At 33.5% G+C, this 19803-nt stretch carries 10 protein-coding genes and 1 pseudogene; 6 read left to right on the top strand and 5 right to left on the bottom strand.

The features are described from left to right. Positions 1-402 precede the first annotated feature (402 nt). Positions 403-1872: a TldD/PmbA family protein gene (locus P3F56_RS09050; protein ID WP_281152538.1), complete on the bottom strand. Its 1470-nt coding sequence runs from the start codon at positions 1870-1872 to the stop codon at positions 403-405. 975 nt (positions 1873-2847) lie between these two features. Here P3F56_RS09050 and P3F56_RS09055 point away from each other — a divergent pair. From P3F56_RS09055 to P3F56_RS09065, 3 genes and pseudogenes are all read left to right on the top strand, one after another. Continuing rightward, positions 2848-3135, top strand: a pseudogene (locus P3F56_RS09055) (BMC domain-containing protein). A 130-nt stretch (positions 3136-3265) separates the two neighbouring features. After that, positions 3266-3415 (top strand): hypothetical protein, encoded by a 150-nt coding sequence (locus P3F56_RS09060; RefSeq protein ID WP_405054750.1) that lies wholly within the window; start codon positions 3266-3268, stop codon positions 3413-3415. Between the two features lie 1213 nt (positions 3416-4628). Then, positions 4629-4805 carry a hypothetical protein gene (locus tag P3F56_RS09065; protein WP_281152539.1) on the top strand — a complete coding sequence of 59 codons (177 nt, stop codon included), beginning with the start codon at positions 4629-4631 and terminating at the stop codon, positions 4803-4805. Positions 4806-5355: 550 nt separating this feature from the next. Here P3F56_RS09065 and hpnH read toward each other — a convergent pair. Next, on the bottom strand, positions 5356-6372 hold the full coding sequence (gene hpnH, locus P3F56_RS09070; RefSeq protein ID WP_281152540.1) for an adenosyl-hopene transferase HpnH: 1017 nt from the start codon (positions 6370-6372) through the stop codon (positions 5356-5358). 1514 nt (positions 6373-7886) lie between these two features. On the opposite strand from hpnH, the gene pyk reads away from it, so the two are divergent. Both pyk and P3F56_RS09080 read left to right on the top strand, forming a co-directional pair. Beyond that, positions 7887-9665 carry a pyruvate kinase gene (pyk, locus tag P3F56_RS09075; RefSeq protein ID WP_281152541.1) on the top strand — a complete coding sequence of 593 codons (1779 nt, stop codon included), beginning with the start codon at positions 7887-7889 and terminating at the stop codon, positions 9663-9665. A gap of 93 nt (positions 9666-9758) precedes the next feature. Next, positions 9759-10142, top strand: a complete 384-nt coding sequence (locus P3F56_RS09080) for a DUF4346 domain-containing protein (protein ID WP_281152542.1) — start codon at positions 9759-9761, stop codon at positions 10140-10142. Positions 10143-11468: 1326 nt separating this feature from the next. Here the strand turns inward: P3F56_RS09080 and P3F56_RS09085 are convergent. Then, entirely contained in the window at positions 11469-13466 is a 1998-nt protein-coding gene (locus tag P3F56_RS09085; protein WP_281152543.1) for an iron uptake porin, read from the bottom strand. Positions 13467-13901: 435 nt separating this feature from the next. Beyond that, positions 13902-15338, bottom strand: a complete 1437-nt coding sequence (locus P3F56_RS09090) for a cobyrinate a,c-diamide synthase (protein ID WP_281152544.1) — start codon at positions 15336-15338, stop codon at positions 13902-13904. Between the two features lie 697 nt (positions 15339-16035). On the opposite strand from P3F56_RS09090, the gene P3F56_RS09095 reads away from it, so the two are divergent. Beyond that, complete coding sequence (locus tag P3F56_RS09095; protein ID WP_281152545.1) at positions 16036-16716, top strand: hypothetical protein; 681 nt, start codon at positions 16036-16038, stop codon at positions 16714-16716. Positions 16717-16831: 115 nt separating this feature from the next. Here the strand turns inward: P3F56_RS09095 and P3F56_RS09100 are convergent, their stop codons facing one another. Further along, complete coding sequence (locus tag P3F56_RS09100) at positions 16832-17638, bottom strand: COP23 domain-containing protein (protein WP_281152546.1); 807 nt, start codon at positions 17636-17638, stop codon at positions 16832-16834. Between the last annotated feature and the right edge of the window lie 2165 nt (positions 17639-19803).

Below are 19803 nucleotides of genomic sequence, written 5' to 3' on the forward strand. Positions count from 1 at the left end.
CTATTTGTAAATCCTGTCTACTTTAATCATCTAACTTTTATATCTTCCTTCTCAATCTGTCTCTAGACTTTTTATATTTTCTTCGAGTTTAATTTGCCGCATCTTAGCATCTTAATTTTTTAGTAAAATTTTTGTGTGGGTTGTTTGACTTGGTCTTAAACTTCTCATCTATCTAATCTAATTTGTTGTTTCTATATTTAAATAGTTCCTTAGCAAGGAATAAGTTCCCATTTCTTATGTTCCTTTGAGTTACTTTCACTATGCTCTAATTATTTATTAGAATATATAGACTCCTGGTTATTTTCTAGATAACTAAAAATTTAAAGTTTAGAAGATAAATGGGGATAAAGATTATATTTTCTCTATTTAAAATCCCCAGTTGCTTATTAATGATTTCTCAACTTATCGTCCCCCAACAGTAATTCTATCAACTTTTAAATGTGGTTGTCCCACAGTAACGTAAATGCTTCCACTGACAGAACCACAGAAACCAGGAGCCAACTCTAAATCTTGGGAACACATAGAAATCTCTGTCATAATATCTTTGGCAGTTCCAATCAGAGTTGCACCTTTGAGGGGTTTAGTCACTTTTCCCTTTTCAATCATATAAGCTTCAGAAACGGAAAAGTTAAACTCACTAGTAGGTCCAACACTTCCCCCTCCCATTTGTTTACAATAAATTCCTTTATCGACTGACGCAAACAGATCATCAATAGAATAATCACCGGGGGCAATATAAGTATTTCGCATCCGTGAAGCTGCAGCATAAGCATAACTTTGACGACGACCACTTCCTGTACGAGGATGTCCAGTACGAACTGATCCAGTACGATCAGCTAGAAAGTTCTTTAAAATGCCGTTTTCAATTAATAAGGTGCGTTGTGTGGGCATTCCTTCATCGTCCATGTCCAAGGTCCCAAACTCCTGATCGGATAACCCCTCATCCCAAGCAGTTAAGCTTTCGTGGGCAATTTTTTCACCTTTTTTATTCATAAAAGGAGTGGTTTTATGCTCAATCTGGGTAGTTTCTAACAAATGTCCGCAGGCTTCGTGGAAAATGACCCCACCAAACTGATTAGCCATAATAATGGGATAATTTCCTGATTCTACATAATCCGCATAAAGCATTTTACCCGCAGATTCAGCTACTTCTTCAGCAGAAGTATCGTAGTCCCATTCCCGTAGGAAACCAGGATCACTGGTATTGCCAAACCGTTTACCAATAGAGGCGCGGTGTTCCCCATCGGAACATAATAGTGAATGACCAATAGATTGCGTCAGACGAATATCTCTAGCGAAAACCCCGTCACTGGCGGCAACTAAGATTTCCTGCCAGTCACGAAAATACATAACCCGACGAGATTGGATATGATTGGCTTTTTGTCCTAGTTTTGCGTTAGCTGACAAGAGAATATCACCCATTTCTGACATGGAACTACAGTTACCTAACCAAAATTCCTTATCTTTTACTTTTGCATAGTCTCGCATCATTTCTAGGTTAATTTCAGGAATATAAGCGTTAGGAGAAGGACAGGTTAACCCTAAAATAGATACTGCTTTTTCTAAGGCAGCTTTTAGCCCGGAAAAAGAGATATTATTAGTGCTGACATAACAATCTTCTTTACCTCGAAATACACGGATACCAGCCCCTGTGGAGAGACGAGGGGATAGGCTGGTGATGGTGTCTTGTTCTGCTAAACAACTGATATAGTTTACCCGTTCAAGAAAAAATTCGACAAAATCCGCCCCGGCTGCCCGTCCCAATCCTAGTAAAGTGGATAAGGGATCCTGCCAACTTTGGTCAAAGTGATCACTGCTAGAATGATAAGTCAGGTCGGGGAGTTCTTTAGACGTTAATAGTGTGGGTATCATAAATTGTGTTCCTTAACTAGCTCTCAATAATATTGCTGATTTGTAGGGGCGCATTCGTTAGTTTAACTCATCTTTCAACGAGCTTATCTTGTATTTATCAAGGATTTAATGAAGATTTGATGAATCAATGTTCCCCTTACAACTGCAAAGCTTCTTTTAAGATTCTCTCACTAATGCATAAATCTGCTTACAACAATGCTGACATTAACAGTTCGATTTTGGACATAATTTTCTTACGCTTTCCTCGCAACTGCTTTCCACTGTTTCTAATTACTTTCAAATCAAATGGTCTGGTAAAATAACATATTTTTTTGTTATTAACAGTTAGCAAAATATCTTCTGATCATATCACTGCTTAAAGGTTATATTAATTATGATAATTGTTTTTTAAACATTAATTATCTAGAAAAAATATATTTTTTTACTTTGTAAATCTTCTTAAGAAGAAGACAGGTAATTAAATTGACTAAAATTAGATAAATCTAATTATTAACTCTTATTAAATAAATTTGCTTTCCTGGAACTAAATCTAGTTTGATTCTAGTAATAGGTATTACTTCAATTACTTTAATACTAATTGCTTATTAACTTAGAAAAGTTGGCGATGTGCTACCTAACTTAAATGGAGCAATAGTAATAATTATATTGGTATTTATTTATGCTTGTGATCTTTTATTGCACTATTTTTTAAATAAATTTTATTCCCAAAAATACTAAATTTAACTCAATAACTTTCATGAGTAAATAATGTAATTGTTTTTGATATGTACCTGTTTTATTAAGTGATAAGTGTTAGTAAAACAGTCTATTGATTTGTTTTTTCAAAAAAACACTCAAAATATTCATCTTTAGATTGAAATATTAGCCCACAAATACACCACTATGATATGATTTGTCCGATGCTTAAAATGTAGCTGTTAAGGTGTTAGTTAAAATTACAGGCTAAAAAAAATCACCATATCTTAAGCTGTTAGTATCATTAAAACCATAGGATTTCCTGCTGTTTAGCAGCTGATTAAATAGTTAAAAGGGGATGTATTGCTCTAGTTCATTTCGATAAAGCTAAACGTAGACAATTTATTGTTGGTATTCGCGGATTTGTTTCTGAGGTAAAACTTGCCATAGAAGTAGAAAAGAAAACCACAGAAGCTTCTTATGGAGGCGATGCAGTGAGTCACTACGTCATTACCCAATCCCCCAGAAAATCTCTTGACTGTTCTAAGTCTTGACTACACTGAGAAAGTAGAGGAATTTCGGGTCTGAAATTTCGCTCTGAATATTTCTAATTCATATCGTTATTGATAGTTAAGAATTGACTGTTTCTACTTATAGTTTAGAGTTATTGAGAATTTTAATTAATTAACCACCGAAATTTTAGGAGAACTAAAAGTTTATGCAATCACAATCTGCCGTGGGATCAATTCAAACAAAGAGTTTTCTATGGATTGTCGCTGCGGTTGATGCCATGGAAAAAGCAGCTCTGATTACTAAGGAGCAACTCAAGTTTCTTGGGTTATTATTCCTCGTCTTCATGACAACCTGATTGAAGTTTTTCCAATCGATTATAGCGATCTTTTTTATCAGGACTTTATTGAAATTTCTTAGCTAGAGCATATTTATCTTTAAATATCTTTAAAAGAACTTTGTCAACTACGATTTAATACCATTTCTCCTCTATTCAATTTAGTTATAGACAAGAAAATACCAGAATATATAATTTATATTATTGCTGTTTTTGTTTGGCTTTAACTAAACTACTTGTATGCACTTGGTTATTATCAATAACAATTAATGTCTTTATCTCTTTATCTTTGCTGTATTTTTAAACTCTATCTATTTATTTATATATTTTTTCTAAAAAAATTATCTTTTTCAGACTGCCTATTGATAGAGTGTAATTAAAACTTATTCATTTTATATATCACTATAATATTTGGTTTATTTATTTATATTTTTTGTTTTAATAATTTTTAATCTTAAATTTTTTATATCAGCAATGCGTACTAAAAGAGATATAATAAAGTTTATTTTGTTTAAGTATTTAAGCTTTATATCCTCTTTCTTTTTGAAAAAAGAAAGAGGATATTTAAATCAGTTTTATTTGACTTTTTTCTTGTTTTAATCTAATTAATCAATTATTGTTATCAACAATATTGTTTCTATTTTTAACCTTTGTTTTAAAACCAATACAAATCCTTACTAAAATAAAATTTGCTTTTTACTCTTTTTTAGCTTTTAAGTAATTATTAGTTAATATCAGTACAAATTTTGTTCTATTTTTTGGATAAGACTATAATCTTTATGTTTTTTGAATAGTCTATATAGAAATTGTTTTTCTGATTGATTCTCTTTTGTGATAGTTCTATACAATCTACAATTTTTTTAATGTTTTGTCTTCTTGTATTTGAATAAAATATTTCTACTCTTGTTATCGTTATCGAAAAAAATTTTGGATAACGAGTCAATTTCAATAGTTCTCGCTCTCCTAACTCTGTTAATTCCATTCTTATGCAGGCTGGCATCTAGTAATCACACTTTAAAAAATACTTTTTTAGTTTATATTTATTTAAGTTTCTCTACTGACAAATAATTTTTTATTAGCAATTATTTTTAATAAAAATTAATAATTATTCATTCAACTTGGTAACAAACTAAGCAGAGTTGATCACCAGTTAGGGAGTATAAGAGAGAAGGCAGACTCTAAAACAGTCCCTCATTTTGTCCTTATTCTTCATAAAATTTTAAATTTTTCTCTTATGCAACATACTATTAAACCCTTTAAACCAGATAAACTCTATGAAGTCGTTGTTAGTGCTTGCTTCTCCATTAAAGCGACTTCAGAAGAGGAAGCTAAACAAAAACTAGAAGCGTTACTTAGTGAAATTGATGCAGATCACTGGGAGTTCGAACGTATTAGTGAAGCTGAACATTAGAGTTGATAATCGATAGTTAATAATAAATAGTTTGGCTGCAATTAATAATTTTTCAAATTGATGTAACAATCTGCGATTATTTTTTTGTGGCTAAATTAAAATTACCACAAGCTAAAACAAATTAATTTATTGTGGTTAAATCTTACATAGATCCTAATAGATAGCAATATTTGACTAAAATTGCTATCAAAAAGTACATGATAAATGGATTATTTAGGCGTTTGAAGATGAGAAATATCTGTCCAGCGTTATACGTTTAATTCTCTTTTTGCTGAGTTAAGAAAATAAATCAATTAAGAGCATTTCTATTAGGTTCTAACTTTACCTTAGCTTTTTATCCTAAAGTATTTCACAATTTTTTTGCATGAGTTGAGAGTTGATCTACTCTTTTAAAAGTTTTTAACATGGTGTTGTTTATTTATGTTCAACTGTCTCTATTGTAGATATTTTCATCAAATAAAAAGGATGATAGATATAAAAATAAACCTAGGAAAAACTCCTAGGCTAACATAAAATCATCCAATCTTTAATAATTTATTTTTGATAAACTTTAAGCACTAAATAGACCTTCTAAAGCACGGCCCATATTAGCGAGTTTTATTGCATCTGCAGCCGCAGTTGGTTCATAACCACAATGTACCATACAATCAACACATTGAGGATTACCACTCTTGTGACCATAATTATCCCAATTAGTTTCTTCCAGCAGTTCTTTAAAGGTTTTATAATGACCTTCATTCAAAAGATAACAGGGTTTTTGCCAACCAAGAACACTATAACTTGGACTTCCCCAGGGAGTGCATTCATAATCTTTCTCTCCTAATAGAAAATCTAAAAATAGAGGATTGTGATTAAAATTCCATTTCTTTTTACCTAACTTCCAAGGACTTAGGATTTCCCGGAATAATGTCTTAGTTTGTTCACGTGTTAAGAAATGATCTTGATCGGGAGCCCATTCATAACTATAACCTGGAGAAATCATCATGCCATCGGTTTTCAAGGTTTCGAGAAAATCAAAAAAATTCTGCATTTCTTGAGGGTCAGACCCTTTAAAAACCGTTGTATTCGTAGTCACTCTAAATCCTTCTGCCTTTGCTGCTTTAATTCCAGTGATCGCTTTATCAAAAACACCTTGACGATCAACACATTTATCATGTTTTTCTTGTAACCCATCAAGATGAACACTAAAAGTAAGATAGGGGGAAGGTTTAAACTTGTCGAGACTTTTCTTTAATAACAGAGCATTAGTACATAAATAAACAAACTTTTTCCGTTGTACCAATCCTTCGACAATTTCATCAATTTGCGGATGTAATAAAGGTTCTCCTCCTGGGATAGATACTACTGGTGCGCCACATTCTTCTACCGCAGCAAAGCATTCTTCTGGGGTCAAGTTGCGCTTAAGAATTTCTGCCGGATGTTGAATTTTCCCGCATCCTGAACAAGCTAGATTACAACGGAATAGGGGTTCTAACATCAATACTAAGGGAAAACGTTGACGACCCAATAAACGTTGACTTATTATATAAGTTCCCACCTTGAGTGCTTGTCGCAATTGAATAGCCATAAATCTCTTCACACCTCTGCATTTCTAAACATTATAGACACAGGGGTTACGAGTTGACAAATTATGTAGAATATAAATTCTCTAGAATAGATAAAATAATTGCCGTATATTGGGCAAACTTTAAATTAATTAACAAGAATTAAACATTTTTTATAAATACAAAAAATGTTTAATTCTTGCCGAAACAGTTAGTTCTAGTTAAAGTTAAGTAGAAATATTTTTCACTTAGCTAAAGTCAACTTTAAGTTTTACTTTAGAAAATATTTATTTAAGTCAATCAAATCAATATTGAGTTGTTTTTTGTTGGCGTATTTATACTTTTTTACGAAAAAAATATTGACATAAGATTGCTGATTATAAGTTTTTTATATAAATAAATTCTTTTTATAAAAAACTTATTTATATTTCACTGTAAGTTGGTATTTTAAGTTTAAAATTTATTCTGATTTTTTTAAAACAAAAAATAATTTTTAAAATATTTTTTATTTTTAAGTTAAAACTAATTATAGTCTTCTTTTTGATTTTCTTCCACTACTGACTATTTTAAATAAATTATTTTTTCTGTAAGTTAATTTATTTTTTTCTTCTTTCAGAAGATTAGATAATTGTTAGGTATCACAAGTTGTTTAACCTTTTAAAGGTACTACTTGAAATATCTCATATCTCTTTTTTTATAGATTTTTTTAGCTGTCCTGAAAATATGACAACTTTTATTTTTTTAAAAAAAATAAATTAATAAAATATTTTTCTAGTTTTTAAAATAAAAGCTTTGCCCGATTTATAATATATTTACTTTTAATTCTCTTGTATTTCAAGATAATATTTATGCCTTTGTTCTCTTATCAGAGTTAATTTTTACGTAATTCAATATTTATAGTTTTTACCATTCCAATTTTATTAGCTCAATTTTTGCTTAGACTTACATCTAATGATTGTTATTTAACAATTATTTTTTTAAAAAAAGAAATGTATATTTTTGTAAAAAAATGATAACTTTACTTAAGTTAGTATTGCTATGGCTGTCTAATTAATACTTATAATTCTATCTATAAAAATTAGATTTTATGTCATTAGACTGTATAAATAAAATTATTATTCTTTCTTAGCAAAAAAGAGTTTTTTCATGAGATAAGTCGTCAAATATTTTGAATCAATAATTACGGACTAAGTATTGTACTTTAGTGAATATCCTAAGTATAAGAGCATGAATGAAACTTATTATATTACTTTTTGGCAATAATTTTAATGGCTATCAATTATTTTGATATACCCTTAATATATATTCAGCTATCTGTTATCTGTTCTATTTCTAGTAATTATATTAATGTTTTTAAGTCCCAAAAATCATAATATATCAGTGTAGTATATTCAAGCTCGTTTATACAACATATAACTCCTACCTAAAAAAAATAGGGAACTTTTATGATTTCTAGTTTGATCTGTGAGAAAATGGTCAAGGAAAACTAACTTTTAAGAACAAGATCGATCCTTAATCCTAGGGTCTTGATATCCCTATGCAACCGCGACCCCTATTTCGTCGAACTAAAATTGTTGCCACTGTCGGCCCAGCTACTCAGAATAAAGAGGTGCTACGACAGCTTATCTTAGCTGGTGCTACAACTTTTCGTCTTAATTTTTCCCACGGTGACCACGATTACCATCAACATACGATTCGCCTCATTCGTCAAACAGCCTTTGAACTTAATGAACCTGTGGGTATCTTACAGGATTTACAAGGGCCTAAAATTCGTCTTGGTAAATTTACTTGTGGATCTATCAGTCTAAAAAATGGTGATCCTTTTATTCTCACTAGTCGTAAAGTTGAATGCACTTCAGAAATTAGCTACGTTAGCTATGAACATCTAACCGATGAAGTCCCTAATGGGGCAAAGATTCTCCTCGATGATGGCAAGGTAGAAATGCGAGTGGAGAAAATTGATCGCGTTAGTCGAGAATTACACTGTCGAGTAGTAGTTGGGGGTATTCTCTCTAGTAATAAAGGAGTTAACTTTCCAGGAGTTTACCTCTCGGTTAAAGCGTTAACTGCTAAAGATAAAACCGATTTGATGTTTGGACTCGACCAAGGAGTCGATTGGGTTGCCCTCAGTTTTGTCCGTAATCCCCAAGATATCTTAGAAATTAAGGACTTAATCGCTAATGCGGGAAAAGCAGTTCCAGTAATCGCCAAGATTGAGAAACATGAGGCAATCGAAGCAATGGAAGAAATTCTTACTCTCTGTAATGGAGTAATGGTAGCTAGGGGAGATTTAGGGGTAGAGTTACCCGCCGAAGATGTACCAATTCTTCAAAAACGCCTGATTCTCACGGCTAATAAATTGGGAATTCCTGTGATTACGGCGACCCAAATGTTGGATAGTATGGCCAACAATCCCCGTCCTACTCGTGCTGAAGTCTCGGACGTGGCTAATGCTATTCTCGATGGAACTGATGCTGTGATGCTTTCGAATGAAACGGCAGTAGGTAAATATCCCGTCGAAGCAGTAGCTACTATGGCTACTATTGCCGAACGTATGGAACAAGAACCTGTCTTTATTAAACCTTCTTCTAATCCCAGACAATCAATAACTAACGCTATTTCTTCAGCGGTTAGTCAAATTGCCCAGGAATTAGACGCGGCGGCCATTATGACCTTGACGAAAACGGGATCAACAGCACGAAATGTTTCTAAATTCCGTCCCCCTAGACCAATTTTGGCTATCACTGCTCATGTAGATGTAGCTCGACAGTTACAGTTAGTTTGGGGAGTCAAATCTTTGTTAGTTCTCGATTTTCCCTCCCCCAGTCAAACATTCCAATCAGCTATTAATATTGCTCAGGAAAGTGAGTTAGTCCAAGATGGAGATTTAGTGGTAATGACAGCTGGAACCCTTCAAGGGGTCTCCGGATCAACGGATTTAATTAAAATAGAAATGGTCAAGGCTATTTTAGGAAAAGGAGTAGGAATTGGCCAGGCTTCTGTCACTGGACGGGCGAGAATTGCCCAAAATCCTCGTGAATTGGGAGATTTTAAAGCTGGAGATATTCTAGTAGTTCCCCGAACTAATGCTGACTTTGTGGAGATGATGCGAAAAGCTTCAGGCATTATTACCGAAGAATCTAGTCTTACCAGTCATGCGGCAGTCATCGGAATTCGGTTAGGTGTTCCTGTCATTGTTGCTATGAAAGATGCTACTCAAATTATTCGTGAAGGAGCAATCGTAACTTTAGATGCTGAAAAAGGCCATGTTTATTCTGGAGCTATAACTAGAGGTAATGGAAACGAATTATTTTAAGTAGTTAATCGTTTTTTGCTTAACCTTACTTAACTTGTTCTATTAGTTAGAATAATAAATCGTGTTCTTATTCCAAAAAGAGCTTAATTCCTAATGACTCAGATGCTAGAGAAAATTGGTTTCGTTGATAATGAATTGTCAAAACGTTTTATTGCTCTTGATCCTGGGGGCTACTTTATTATTTATCTTGAGCGTGAGGATCAGTTAATTTGTGCGGAGCATTTTACTAATGTTATTAATGAACAAGGGTTGGCTGCTGATCCTAAAACAGGTAAAATAATTGCCTGTAAAGGAGAAGTTGAACGTACTTTTGAGACAGTGTATAGGGGAAGAACAGCTAAAGAATTGTGTGTCAAAATCTTTGAAGAAATTAAACCTTGTCCAGTCACTATGTTAGACCATGCAGCCTATTTAGGGCGCGAATTTATTCGTGCTGAAATTGCTTTGATTAATGGGACGGAGTATATACAAGATTAATATTCAATGACGATATGCTAAAGTAAGCAACCTAACTAAGGAATAAACAGGTTTAATTAAGTCGCTAAATGGCGAAGTTCTATTTACAGTTGGTAATTATAACCACCAACTGCAGCCGCTGTGGATGTATTATCCTAGGTTTTATTGAAAAAATCAGAATTGTTAAAGCTTTAATATTAATTTTTTGAGCTTAATTAAAGATAATTGTTTATTAAACTCAAATAGTTTTAAGTTTGCATTAAGTTCTTTTAACTTAGGTCTTAAATAACGTAGGTTTGACTAATTTTAAAATCCTAGTTGTTATTCTTAATATTTATATAAAACACATGAAAAAGTTAACAACTATTTAAAATAATAATCGCCAACAATTAAGGCTGAGATTTTATTTAAAAGTAGCGCAAAGTGCGATTATATTATTTTTTTATCTTAACGAAAAGAATATTTTTGAAAATTATATATAAATAACTAGTCGATAAAAAAAGATAAATATACTTTATTTTATAAATGTTTAGTTTGAGATATATTTCCAGTTTAGTCGTTAACTAGTAATATCAAAAAAACTCTGGATAAAGTCGACTAATGTTAATTAGTTGTACTAATTTATACATAGTTTTATGTTGATAACAATGAATTTATTAAAGTTCTTGTTGATAGAGCTTTTTAAATATTTTTTGTGTAAAATATACTCAGCTTCTAAAGAATTTACCAATTAACTTTTTCCTGAGTTAAGGAAAAAGTTAATTGTCGTCTGTGTTGCCTAGGGTTAAGTTCAATACTTTTTTGCAATGGAGAAAAACCTGTAATTTATAAAATTTTCTAAAAGTTCAGTGTTATGACCTATCAAAAGCAATTTGAATAGTCAGGACTTAAACTGTTACAGTTAGAGAACATTATCTTGTTTCTAGAAAATCTCCCAATTAAGGAACAAAATTGTAACGCTGTTAAAATTTTTGATAGAAGTGATCTGGATCACAAAAAACTTTGGTGGAATCGGGATAATATTTTATGTCCGTAGCACTGGATCGTAACAAATGCTGTTTCTAGCATAGAGCTACCGTTTTTCTTTCTCTCTATAACTTTTGGTCGAACTTACGTTGATATAAAGCGTTGACATAAAGCAATTTGTAGAAACTCAACAATACCAGAAGTCTCAAACTCAAATTTTACCCAGTTGAAAACATGCTAGTTCAGTATTGACTTGATCTAACTTCGAGCTAAAAAACTTTCTCAACTCCACTTTTTAAATTTTTAGAGAATTACATAAAAGAGATAGCGTTAAAAAGCCCTGCTGTTATTAGCAGGGCTTTTTTTTGAATTTACACTAGATTAGAAGGAAAAAGTACCTCGAAGGGTTCCAACGACCTCACCGTCAGATCCTTGCATATTCACAAATTGCTCAGGCTTGGAGATCCAAATCACACCAGGAGTTAGAGAAATGTTGTCTGTAACCTGATAGCGATAGAATACTTCAACTGTTATAGGGTTTTGCAAAGGTAATTCGTAATACCCAGCAGTGGTGGGACGATCACTATCACCCTGATAAGGTTGAACCCCAGCAAATACACCTAATAAGTTACCCTCTTTGAACAAATCAGGAAAGGCGAAGCCACCGCCACCGGTCCAAAGTTCACCACTCATACCACGACCAAGATAGCGAACGTTGTGGAATGAACCAAACGCACTGAAGTTAACCCACTCGTAAGGCCGCCAGGTCCCAGCAACACCGTAACTGTTGGTGACTTTACCACCCCAGTCAAAAGGATTAACTTCCAACCCATCTAGAGAGTTACGTCCACTTCCATTAAAGGAGCTAGTGCTAGTTCCTGGATCTCCTACGCTTCCACCAGCAAAAGCATTATTCAGAGTAGAACGTGAACCGTTAGCAATGGAAGTACCAACAATTCCAGGACCCTTGTTAATGCCTTCACCGAAGATAGGGCTGTCGGGTTTGTGGTAAGCGTGAACATAGGTGAAACCAATGTTTACACTGTCAAAAATATTGGTATTGATCTGAGCTAAAGCACCGTAGTTACCATTGAATAGACCGTTACCACCATCACTTTCAGCGTAGGGTTTGCCGGTCACAGGGTTAGTACTTTTGCCACTGTTACATTTACTGCCACCATCACCATTCACACAAGGACTGTTGGGGGTTCCTGCTAAATAACCGAAGCTGATAGATGTGGGACCGAGAACGTTATCTAACCAGTCAAGCTGAACACTCGCACCAGCACCAGCACCACCCCCAATTCGGTAAATGGGGTTACGTTGAGAAAAGGTACTTAAAGAACCTTTACCACCGTCGAAATCCTCGAAGAAGGGGTTCAAAGTAGGGACGAAGTCATACCACTTACCACCCCAAGCAGATACGTAGGTATCAACCTTGAAGTTATTGAAGATTTCGATTGGAGCGTAGTAACCAACCCAGTCAATGACAACGTCATTGTCTTCTTCATTCCGCCGTGGCCCAATGTTAAAGGTTTGGGTGGCAGTAGGATTGATGACGGTATTCTCCTCAAGAGAAATCCCGATAGGTTGACCTGTATCGGGGTTAATCACCCGTAGATCAGGCTGGTTCATAGTAAAACGATTACTTCCAGTTCCCGTACTAGCAGATAAACGAGTTACTAAAAGGTCTTCTCCACTGAAACTACTGTTGAAGCTTAAGCGAACTCTATCTTGTAGAACAGCTTGGTTATCCTCGGATGAACGGCTACCACCTGCTCCAGTAACAGCGAAAATGACCTCCCCAACCAATTTTGTGGTAGTGGAAAATTGATGATCTTCTAAGAAAGCTACCCGTCCCTCTAAGTTATCGACCCGTGCGCCTAAAGCAGCAAGTTCTGCTTCAAATTCCTGCATTAACCGCTTGAGTTTATCGATATCTTCCCGCAGAACCGCGACGTTTTCTTGAATTAAACGCTCCATGGTGTTTAGACAAGCGTTCAACCCCGCAGCAAATTCCCAACGAGAGGTAGCACGGTTACCTCTGAAAGTACGGTCAGGATAACCAACAATACAACCATAACGTTCAACTAAACTACGAAGAGCTTCATAAGCCCAGTCAGTAGGAGACACATCACGCAGTTCGCTAACACTAGTTACTTGTTGGTTAGTTTCTACTCCATCCTCGCCGCTATAAGTTTCTAATTGTTCGATCAACTGAGATTGCTTAAGTTGAGCAATCTCAGAACCTATAGTCTCGTTCTGAGAAACTCCAGCCTGTAACTTGGTTTCGGCTGCCGTTGCAGCGGGTGAGACGGCTAAAGCCATTCCCAACAGGGCTGGACTAACTAACAATGATTTCCAAAATGGTCTAAGCATTTTCAGCTTTTCCTCACACCTTATAGATTGACTACAAAAAGTTTCATAGTCTTACTTCTCATCTCATTATACACAGCTTTTTTGGATAACAATGTAAATAAGTTTATCTTTTGTTTTAATTTGTATATGATTATTTTTTTTGATATTAAAAACTTTTTTAGTAAAGAAAGTTAAAACCCCAGCCAGTTCTGCTCACTTGTGTGAAAGAGTAAAACTAGCTGGGGTTATTGGGGTTATTTTAGAGGGGGTCTTCTGATCGAAACCTAACTGCCGGAAGGAAAACTAGCAACAGTACTAGAACTGACTACTAGAGAGCAGCTCCGGCGCACAGCTGGCTTACTTCGATCAGGAGACCCATACTTTCACTAATGTCTGTCATGGGCATCACCTCCCTTATTGCCTAAATGGTTTATCTCAAAATATATGTAACTGCATTTAGTTTAGCTTACTTGACCTCAAAAAATCAAGACAGTGACCTAAAAATTTTCTAAGAAACTCAGAATGTCCACCAAAATGAAGATGAATATAGGAAGCATGAAGTTGATGTATTTTCCATCCTTCTTTCTCTCTAAGTGAATTAGATTGCCAGTCTTGTACAGAAAATAGGGGATTTTTAGATATAAAAGTTAAGTGTGAACGGTGAAATTCGTGTCCCCAAATTGTTTGTCCGATGGTCAACAAAGGACCATCTTGGAGAGCAGTGGCTTGACGATAACCTAAGTTCAGATTTTTTCTCATTATAGCTGTGGTTGGTAGTATTCCCACCATTGGCCATTTTTGAGCTTGAAAATCAATGATTTGCTGACAAAGATACATTAACCCCCCACATTCGGCATAAGTAGGAATTTGACTGACAATCGCAGCTTTTACCGCTTCTCGTACCCGATAATTCCTTGAAAGATCTTGAGCAAACATTTCAGGAAACCCTCCCCCGAAATAGAGACCATGAATATCTTTAGGTAAGTTTTCATCCTCTAAAGGGCTCCAGGGAATAAGCTTTGCGCCCAAGGTTTGTAAGATATCTAGATTGTCTTGATAGTAAAAACTGAAAGCGTTATCGCTAGCTATGGCAATCTTTATGGGAGAGGAATGAATAAGAGGATGAACGGGTGAGGGGGTAAGAGAATCAAGAGGTGAGGGGGTGAGTAATGGGAAGAGATACTGCCAATTAAAAGCGGTTTGAGCCAGGTTGGCAAGTTGTCGAAATAAAGACTCTAAGTGAGTCATTTCGGTGGTCGGGATTAAACCGAGGTGTCGAGTAGGAATTGTTAGAGAATCTTTACGGTGTAAGGTTCCTAGAATAGGGATATTAAGGGTATCTAGAGACTGTTGGAGTAGGTGAAGGTGGCGATTGCTACCGACCCTATTTAAAATAACTCCTACTAAATTAATATGAGGATCAAGAGAACTATAACCGTGGGTGATCGCCGCTACTGACCCCGACAAATGAGAACAATCAATCACAAGAACCACAGGAATGTTTAAAAGTCGAGCAATATGGGCCGTACTTCCATAATCTAGTGAGCTTATTTTCTCAGACGTTTTTATGGTTGCTCCCTTAAGCCTTGTGCTATCTGCCCTTTTATAGGGAATACCGTCAAATAACCCCATTAGCCCTTCGACTAAAGCATATTCAACCCCTTGACAGTGTTTAGTAAAACATAATTGAACATAAGTTTCAGAAGTTAGAATTGGGTCTAAATTACGACAGGGACGGCCAGTAATAGCAGAGTGAAACATTGGGTCAATATAATCAGGCCCTACTTTAAACGATTGTACTCGGTGTTTTTGGGATGCTAAAAAAGCAAGTAGTGCTAGGGTAACCGTTGTTTTCCCTACGCCACTGCGATCGCCTGCAATCATTAATGCCACTTGTTCATCTACCTAAAATATTTTGTATCTTCATATTTATCTCTTTTACACAAATGGTTTAACTATTTCGATAACAGTGTCGATATTGTGGATATATATCCATTAATCAACTAAAATATCCAATCTATGGAGTAAAAATCATATTTTCTTCATTTAAGTACCACTTTCAAGAACTTTTTCTAGTAAATCGTACAAGATATTGTTTGGCAATATTGACTGATATTATCTTCTTTCATTCCAAAAATGGAATCTTAAGGATAAGGAAAACAAAAATATTTTAACTTTCAAAGGATTAGTTTATTAGATAATTTCTAGCCACAGTTCAACTATAATGATGAGTATTTCTAGGCGTAACCGACTTTATTTGGATCTCACCCCTCATTTGTTCAGAACAAATGTCAATCATTTAGATTGCAAAGATTCTCTTTTAAGACGATAGATTCTCTAGAGTTCTTTGAGGATTTGAAGGAATTAAAAGTTGAGCGTTGACAAAAGACATTAAATGTGTTTTACCTGAAATAAATGAAGCGAATACTGTCGTATATTATCGAACCAACTCAGAGTTACTTAATTAAAGTTGCTTAATTAATGGATAACCAAACTTATTAAAAAATAAGGGGGCTAAATTCTAATTTGAATGCTCTAGAATAAAATTACCATTAACTTGATTAGCTTCAAGAGATAATCCTCTTTGAAAGTGAATTGCTCAATAGACCCCGTGGAATCCTTGCTACAGTCTGACAACAAAACCATAAACCAAATGGCAGTATTACTAGACTGTTACGGATTTGATCTGCAAGAACGTTCTCCGGCTGAATATATTGACTACTGGTTAACCTCTTGTTCAAGATACTGGATTCGTTTGGCAATCATCGAAGCTTTATATCAAGGACGTTACAAAGCCGTTTCTGTTGACCATATTCTCCGTCTATGGAAACGAAGAGGACACCCTACATTTCACTTTCCTCATGAATTTGAACGGTTGATCTGTCGTAATGTTTTTGTTAATCAAGAAAATATTGACAAAATTGAGTCCCAATCTTCAACCACAAAGTTTCAAGAAACTAAGAAAGTTGATCAACCGGATAAAAAAGATATTCAGCCTCAACCATTAAATAACCTAAATTCTTTAGCAATGCGCAGGTTAACTCAATTTTCTCAAGATATACCCCTAAAATCGGAATTATCTTCTCCAACTATTAATTTCAATAATGGGAATTTGGACAATGAACTGCCAGTTGATGAATTTGTTTCATTAAATACAAAGTCCAAAAAAGTAAAGTCCAAGCGTTCGATTCACCAATTCATTCCCCATTCGGACTCTTCCCAGTTGTATATTAAGCTAAGAGCCGCTGTTTATCAAAAATTAGCCCAGTAAACCTAGGGATAATCATAATTTCTTGTAGTTAATCCCCTTTAAGACTTAAAAAATTTATCTAGGCGGGCTTTATTTATCTGGCTTAACTATCAATGTAAGAAATTGAATCTATTTTCTATCTAAATTTATCTAGCTCCAACATCCAAGGGCTAGAGGGTTTTGTTCGAACAGAAGTAGGATTATCCCGTAATTGAAAACCTGTTCCCCCATCACTTGGATCGAGAAAAGGTCGTAAGTCAATGGCATTATTTGAGGGAGATGGATTATTCTGTCGGGGTAAATTCCCATGAAAAATTCGACCCAATTGATTGATGATCAACCCACTAGTATTACCGTCAGTAAAAGCATTAACGCCTTGGGTATATTGTCCTTCTTCTGCTGCTATTAAGGTTTGGAAAATTTCATTGCGGGTAATCTCAGGATTTTTACCCGGAGGAATGGTTAAAATAATCCGACACGAACGATTTTGTTGAGTGGTAACACAGATAGTGTCGTAATTGTTTTCCCTTCCTGTTTTTAATTCTAATAATCCATCAGGTCGATACATTTCCAGACGACGACTAATTTCATTACAACGTCGTTGTGCTGTCCAACCACTTCCTAACTCACTGGGAATTGCCCAAGGGTAAAGCCGACGATCTTGATTTTGAGGATAGTACATGACAGTATATCTACCTCTTTCTAACTGACAGATAAACCGTTCATTTCCTAAACTAGTATCAAAAGGTGTAGGAGGGGGAGAATTTGGTGGATCAGTTTCAATAACAACGTCTTCAATAACGACGTCAGCGGAGTTTGTAGGGGTATTATAATTATTAGATTGAGCTATCACTCTTGATTGTATAAGAACAGAAACAATAATTAAAGAAAAACCTATTTTTTTGATTGGAGAATTTCTATTTGCCTTGACTGAATTTATCATAATTAAAATTTACCTAAAAGTCAGCATAAAGTGGAAAGTTTCCTATTACAAGTAACCTCTTACACTAAGATTAACCTTATTTAAATGTTTTTTAGTATATGAATGTGACAGTTTAATTACCGCAACAATTACTTATTATTGATGATTTATTTGGTAAATTTTTATAACTAATTTAATTTATGATTAATCTAATTTTTTTTCAAACACTAAGCTACCATATTCAGTCGGTAAACATAAAGTTTGAGAGTTCGAAAGAGTATAAATCGCTTGTACTGAACTTTTGTGCTCAATTAAAATTGATCCTTTTAGACAGTTTTTACGAAGTTCCTGTTTAACTACTTTTCCAAATCAAGTAACTTACAAAACTGAGAATAGTTTCGTCAGCTAATTTTATTGGTTTGGCGCGATTTTTCCCTAAAAATGAGACTGTTATAATCCTCCCTAGGATGCGGTTAGCATTATCCGTTTTAAGATTATAATGACGTCATTTGGACTTTCAAATACCGGAAGATTTTCGAAAAAATTTGTAAGTTAAAGTTTCTGACAATAACTAAAAAATTTGTGTAATTATCATGGATTAGTAACTATTTTAAAATATGAGGGTTTCTCTATAGAAGCAATTAGATGTGAAGTTAAAGCTGATTGATCCTTGCATTCTCAATGCACTATTGAATGACTTTTACTCAACGAACTTTTATTAATTAATTTAGAGATTTAGGGATATGTTTAAAAACAACATATAATTTATGTTAAAATTCATCCCTTTTAGTTAAAAGAAATAAGAAAAAATGATCTAAAAAGATGAAGAACTAAATTGTAAGTTGTTAAAATATTTGAGGTTTTTATTTTTTTCAAAACAATCTGTAATAATGTTGGATAATTATGAATATAATTCACAATCAATACTCTTTCTTATAAAAGATATTATGAAGATTATTTAAAATAATAACTATCAGGTTTATCAAAAATGTATAGTCTTTCAAGGTAAAATTTATACTATCTTAAATAAAGAAAGTTAGGTTTCAGTTTTTTTGATTTATTGTTTACCTATAATATAAAAAGATATGAGTAAGATAATTTACAAGTCTAAACTCGTAAATGATTAAAAGTAATTATTTAGATTTTTTGTTTTTAAATCGTTTCAGTTTATTTAACTATCCTGTCTTAAATAGAAGTTAAAAATTGAAGTAATTCTTAGTTAAAAAAGCCTAAGCTGATCTAGAAAGAATTATTTATAAAAATAGTTTAATTTATAAAATTTAAGATTATTAAAAATAATAAATAACAGAAGAACATCATTTTAATAATTAACTTATTAGTGATACTACTCTAAATTTTAATAAAAACTTAAATCGTATTTTTTATTAGAAAGATTAATGCTAAATATTGTTACCTCGATTTGAAAGTCGATTATAACACTCAAAGTTTTATTATTTTCCTTGTTGTTTTCAATATTTTTTTTGTTTTAGATAATACATTGTGACTTTTTATTAAAGTGATAAGTTACTAAAATATAAAAATATCTATTTTTTTATAAACTTTTAAAAACTATTTTTGTATTTATCTTATCATTAAGTTTGATAAGATTGCCAATCCATGAATCTAGCTCTACTATTAAAAATAGCGATTTTTATGTAAATACTTTTTGATAGACAGTTTAATCATAATCTTATTTAACTAAGCTATTAAACCCTGATTATTTCTATTGCAAAATACGAAGCATTAACTCGAAATAATAGACAATATAACTAGAAATAAGCAGTTGATTAAACTTGAATAATCTTATAATTCTGTAAAAATCTCAATGACTATGAACTATACGCAGTTACCTTAACTATTATTAACTTAATAGATAAACAGCTGATATATAATCATTGATTATTTTTGTCACTTTTAACAAATTCTAAACCGATATAATAAATCCAAAGGCAGGAATTAAATATATAGTTAGTTGCAATTTTTGTGGCTTTTTCCGAAAAATATCACTATTGATAGGAAACCATAAATATTTCAAAAAATTAAATTAATTTCTAATGTATTAACAAATTTTGTAAAAAACGTAAATTTCATCCAACAACCCATTGCAAACTATCTCTCCTTTGAGGAGAGAAAAGTTGGTGGATTGGATAAAGTAAGACATTTATTACAGTTTCAGAAATTAACCA

The organism is cyanobacterium endosymbiont of Epithemia clementina EcSB, assembly GCF_029919255.1.
Taxonomy (GTDB): Bacteria; Cyanobacteriota; Cyanobacteriia; order Cyanobacteriales; family Microcystaceae; genus Rippkaea.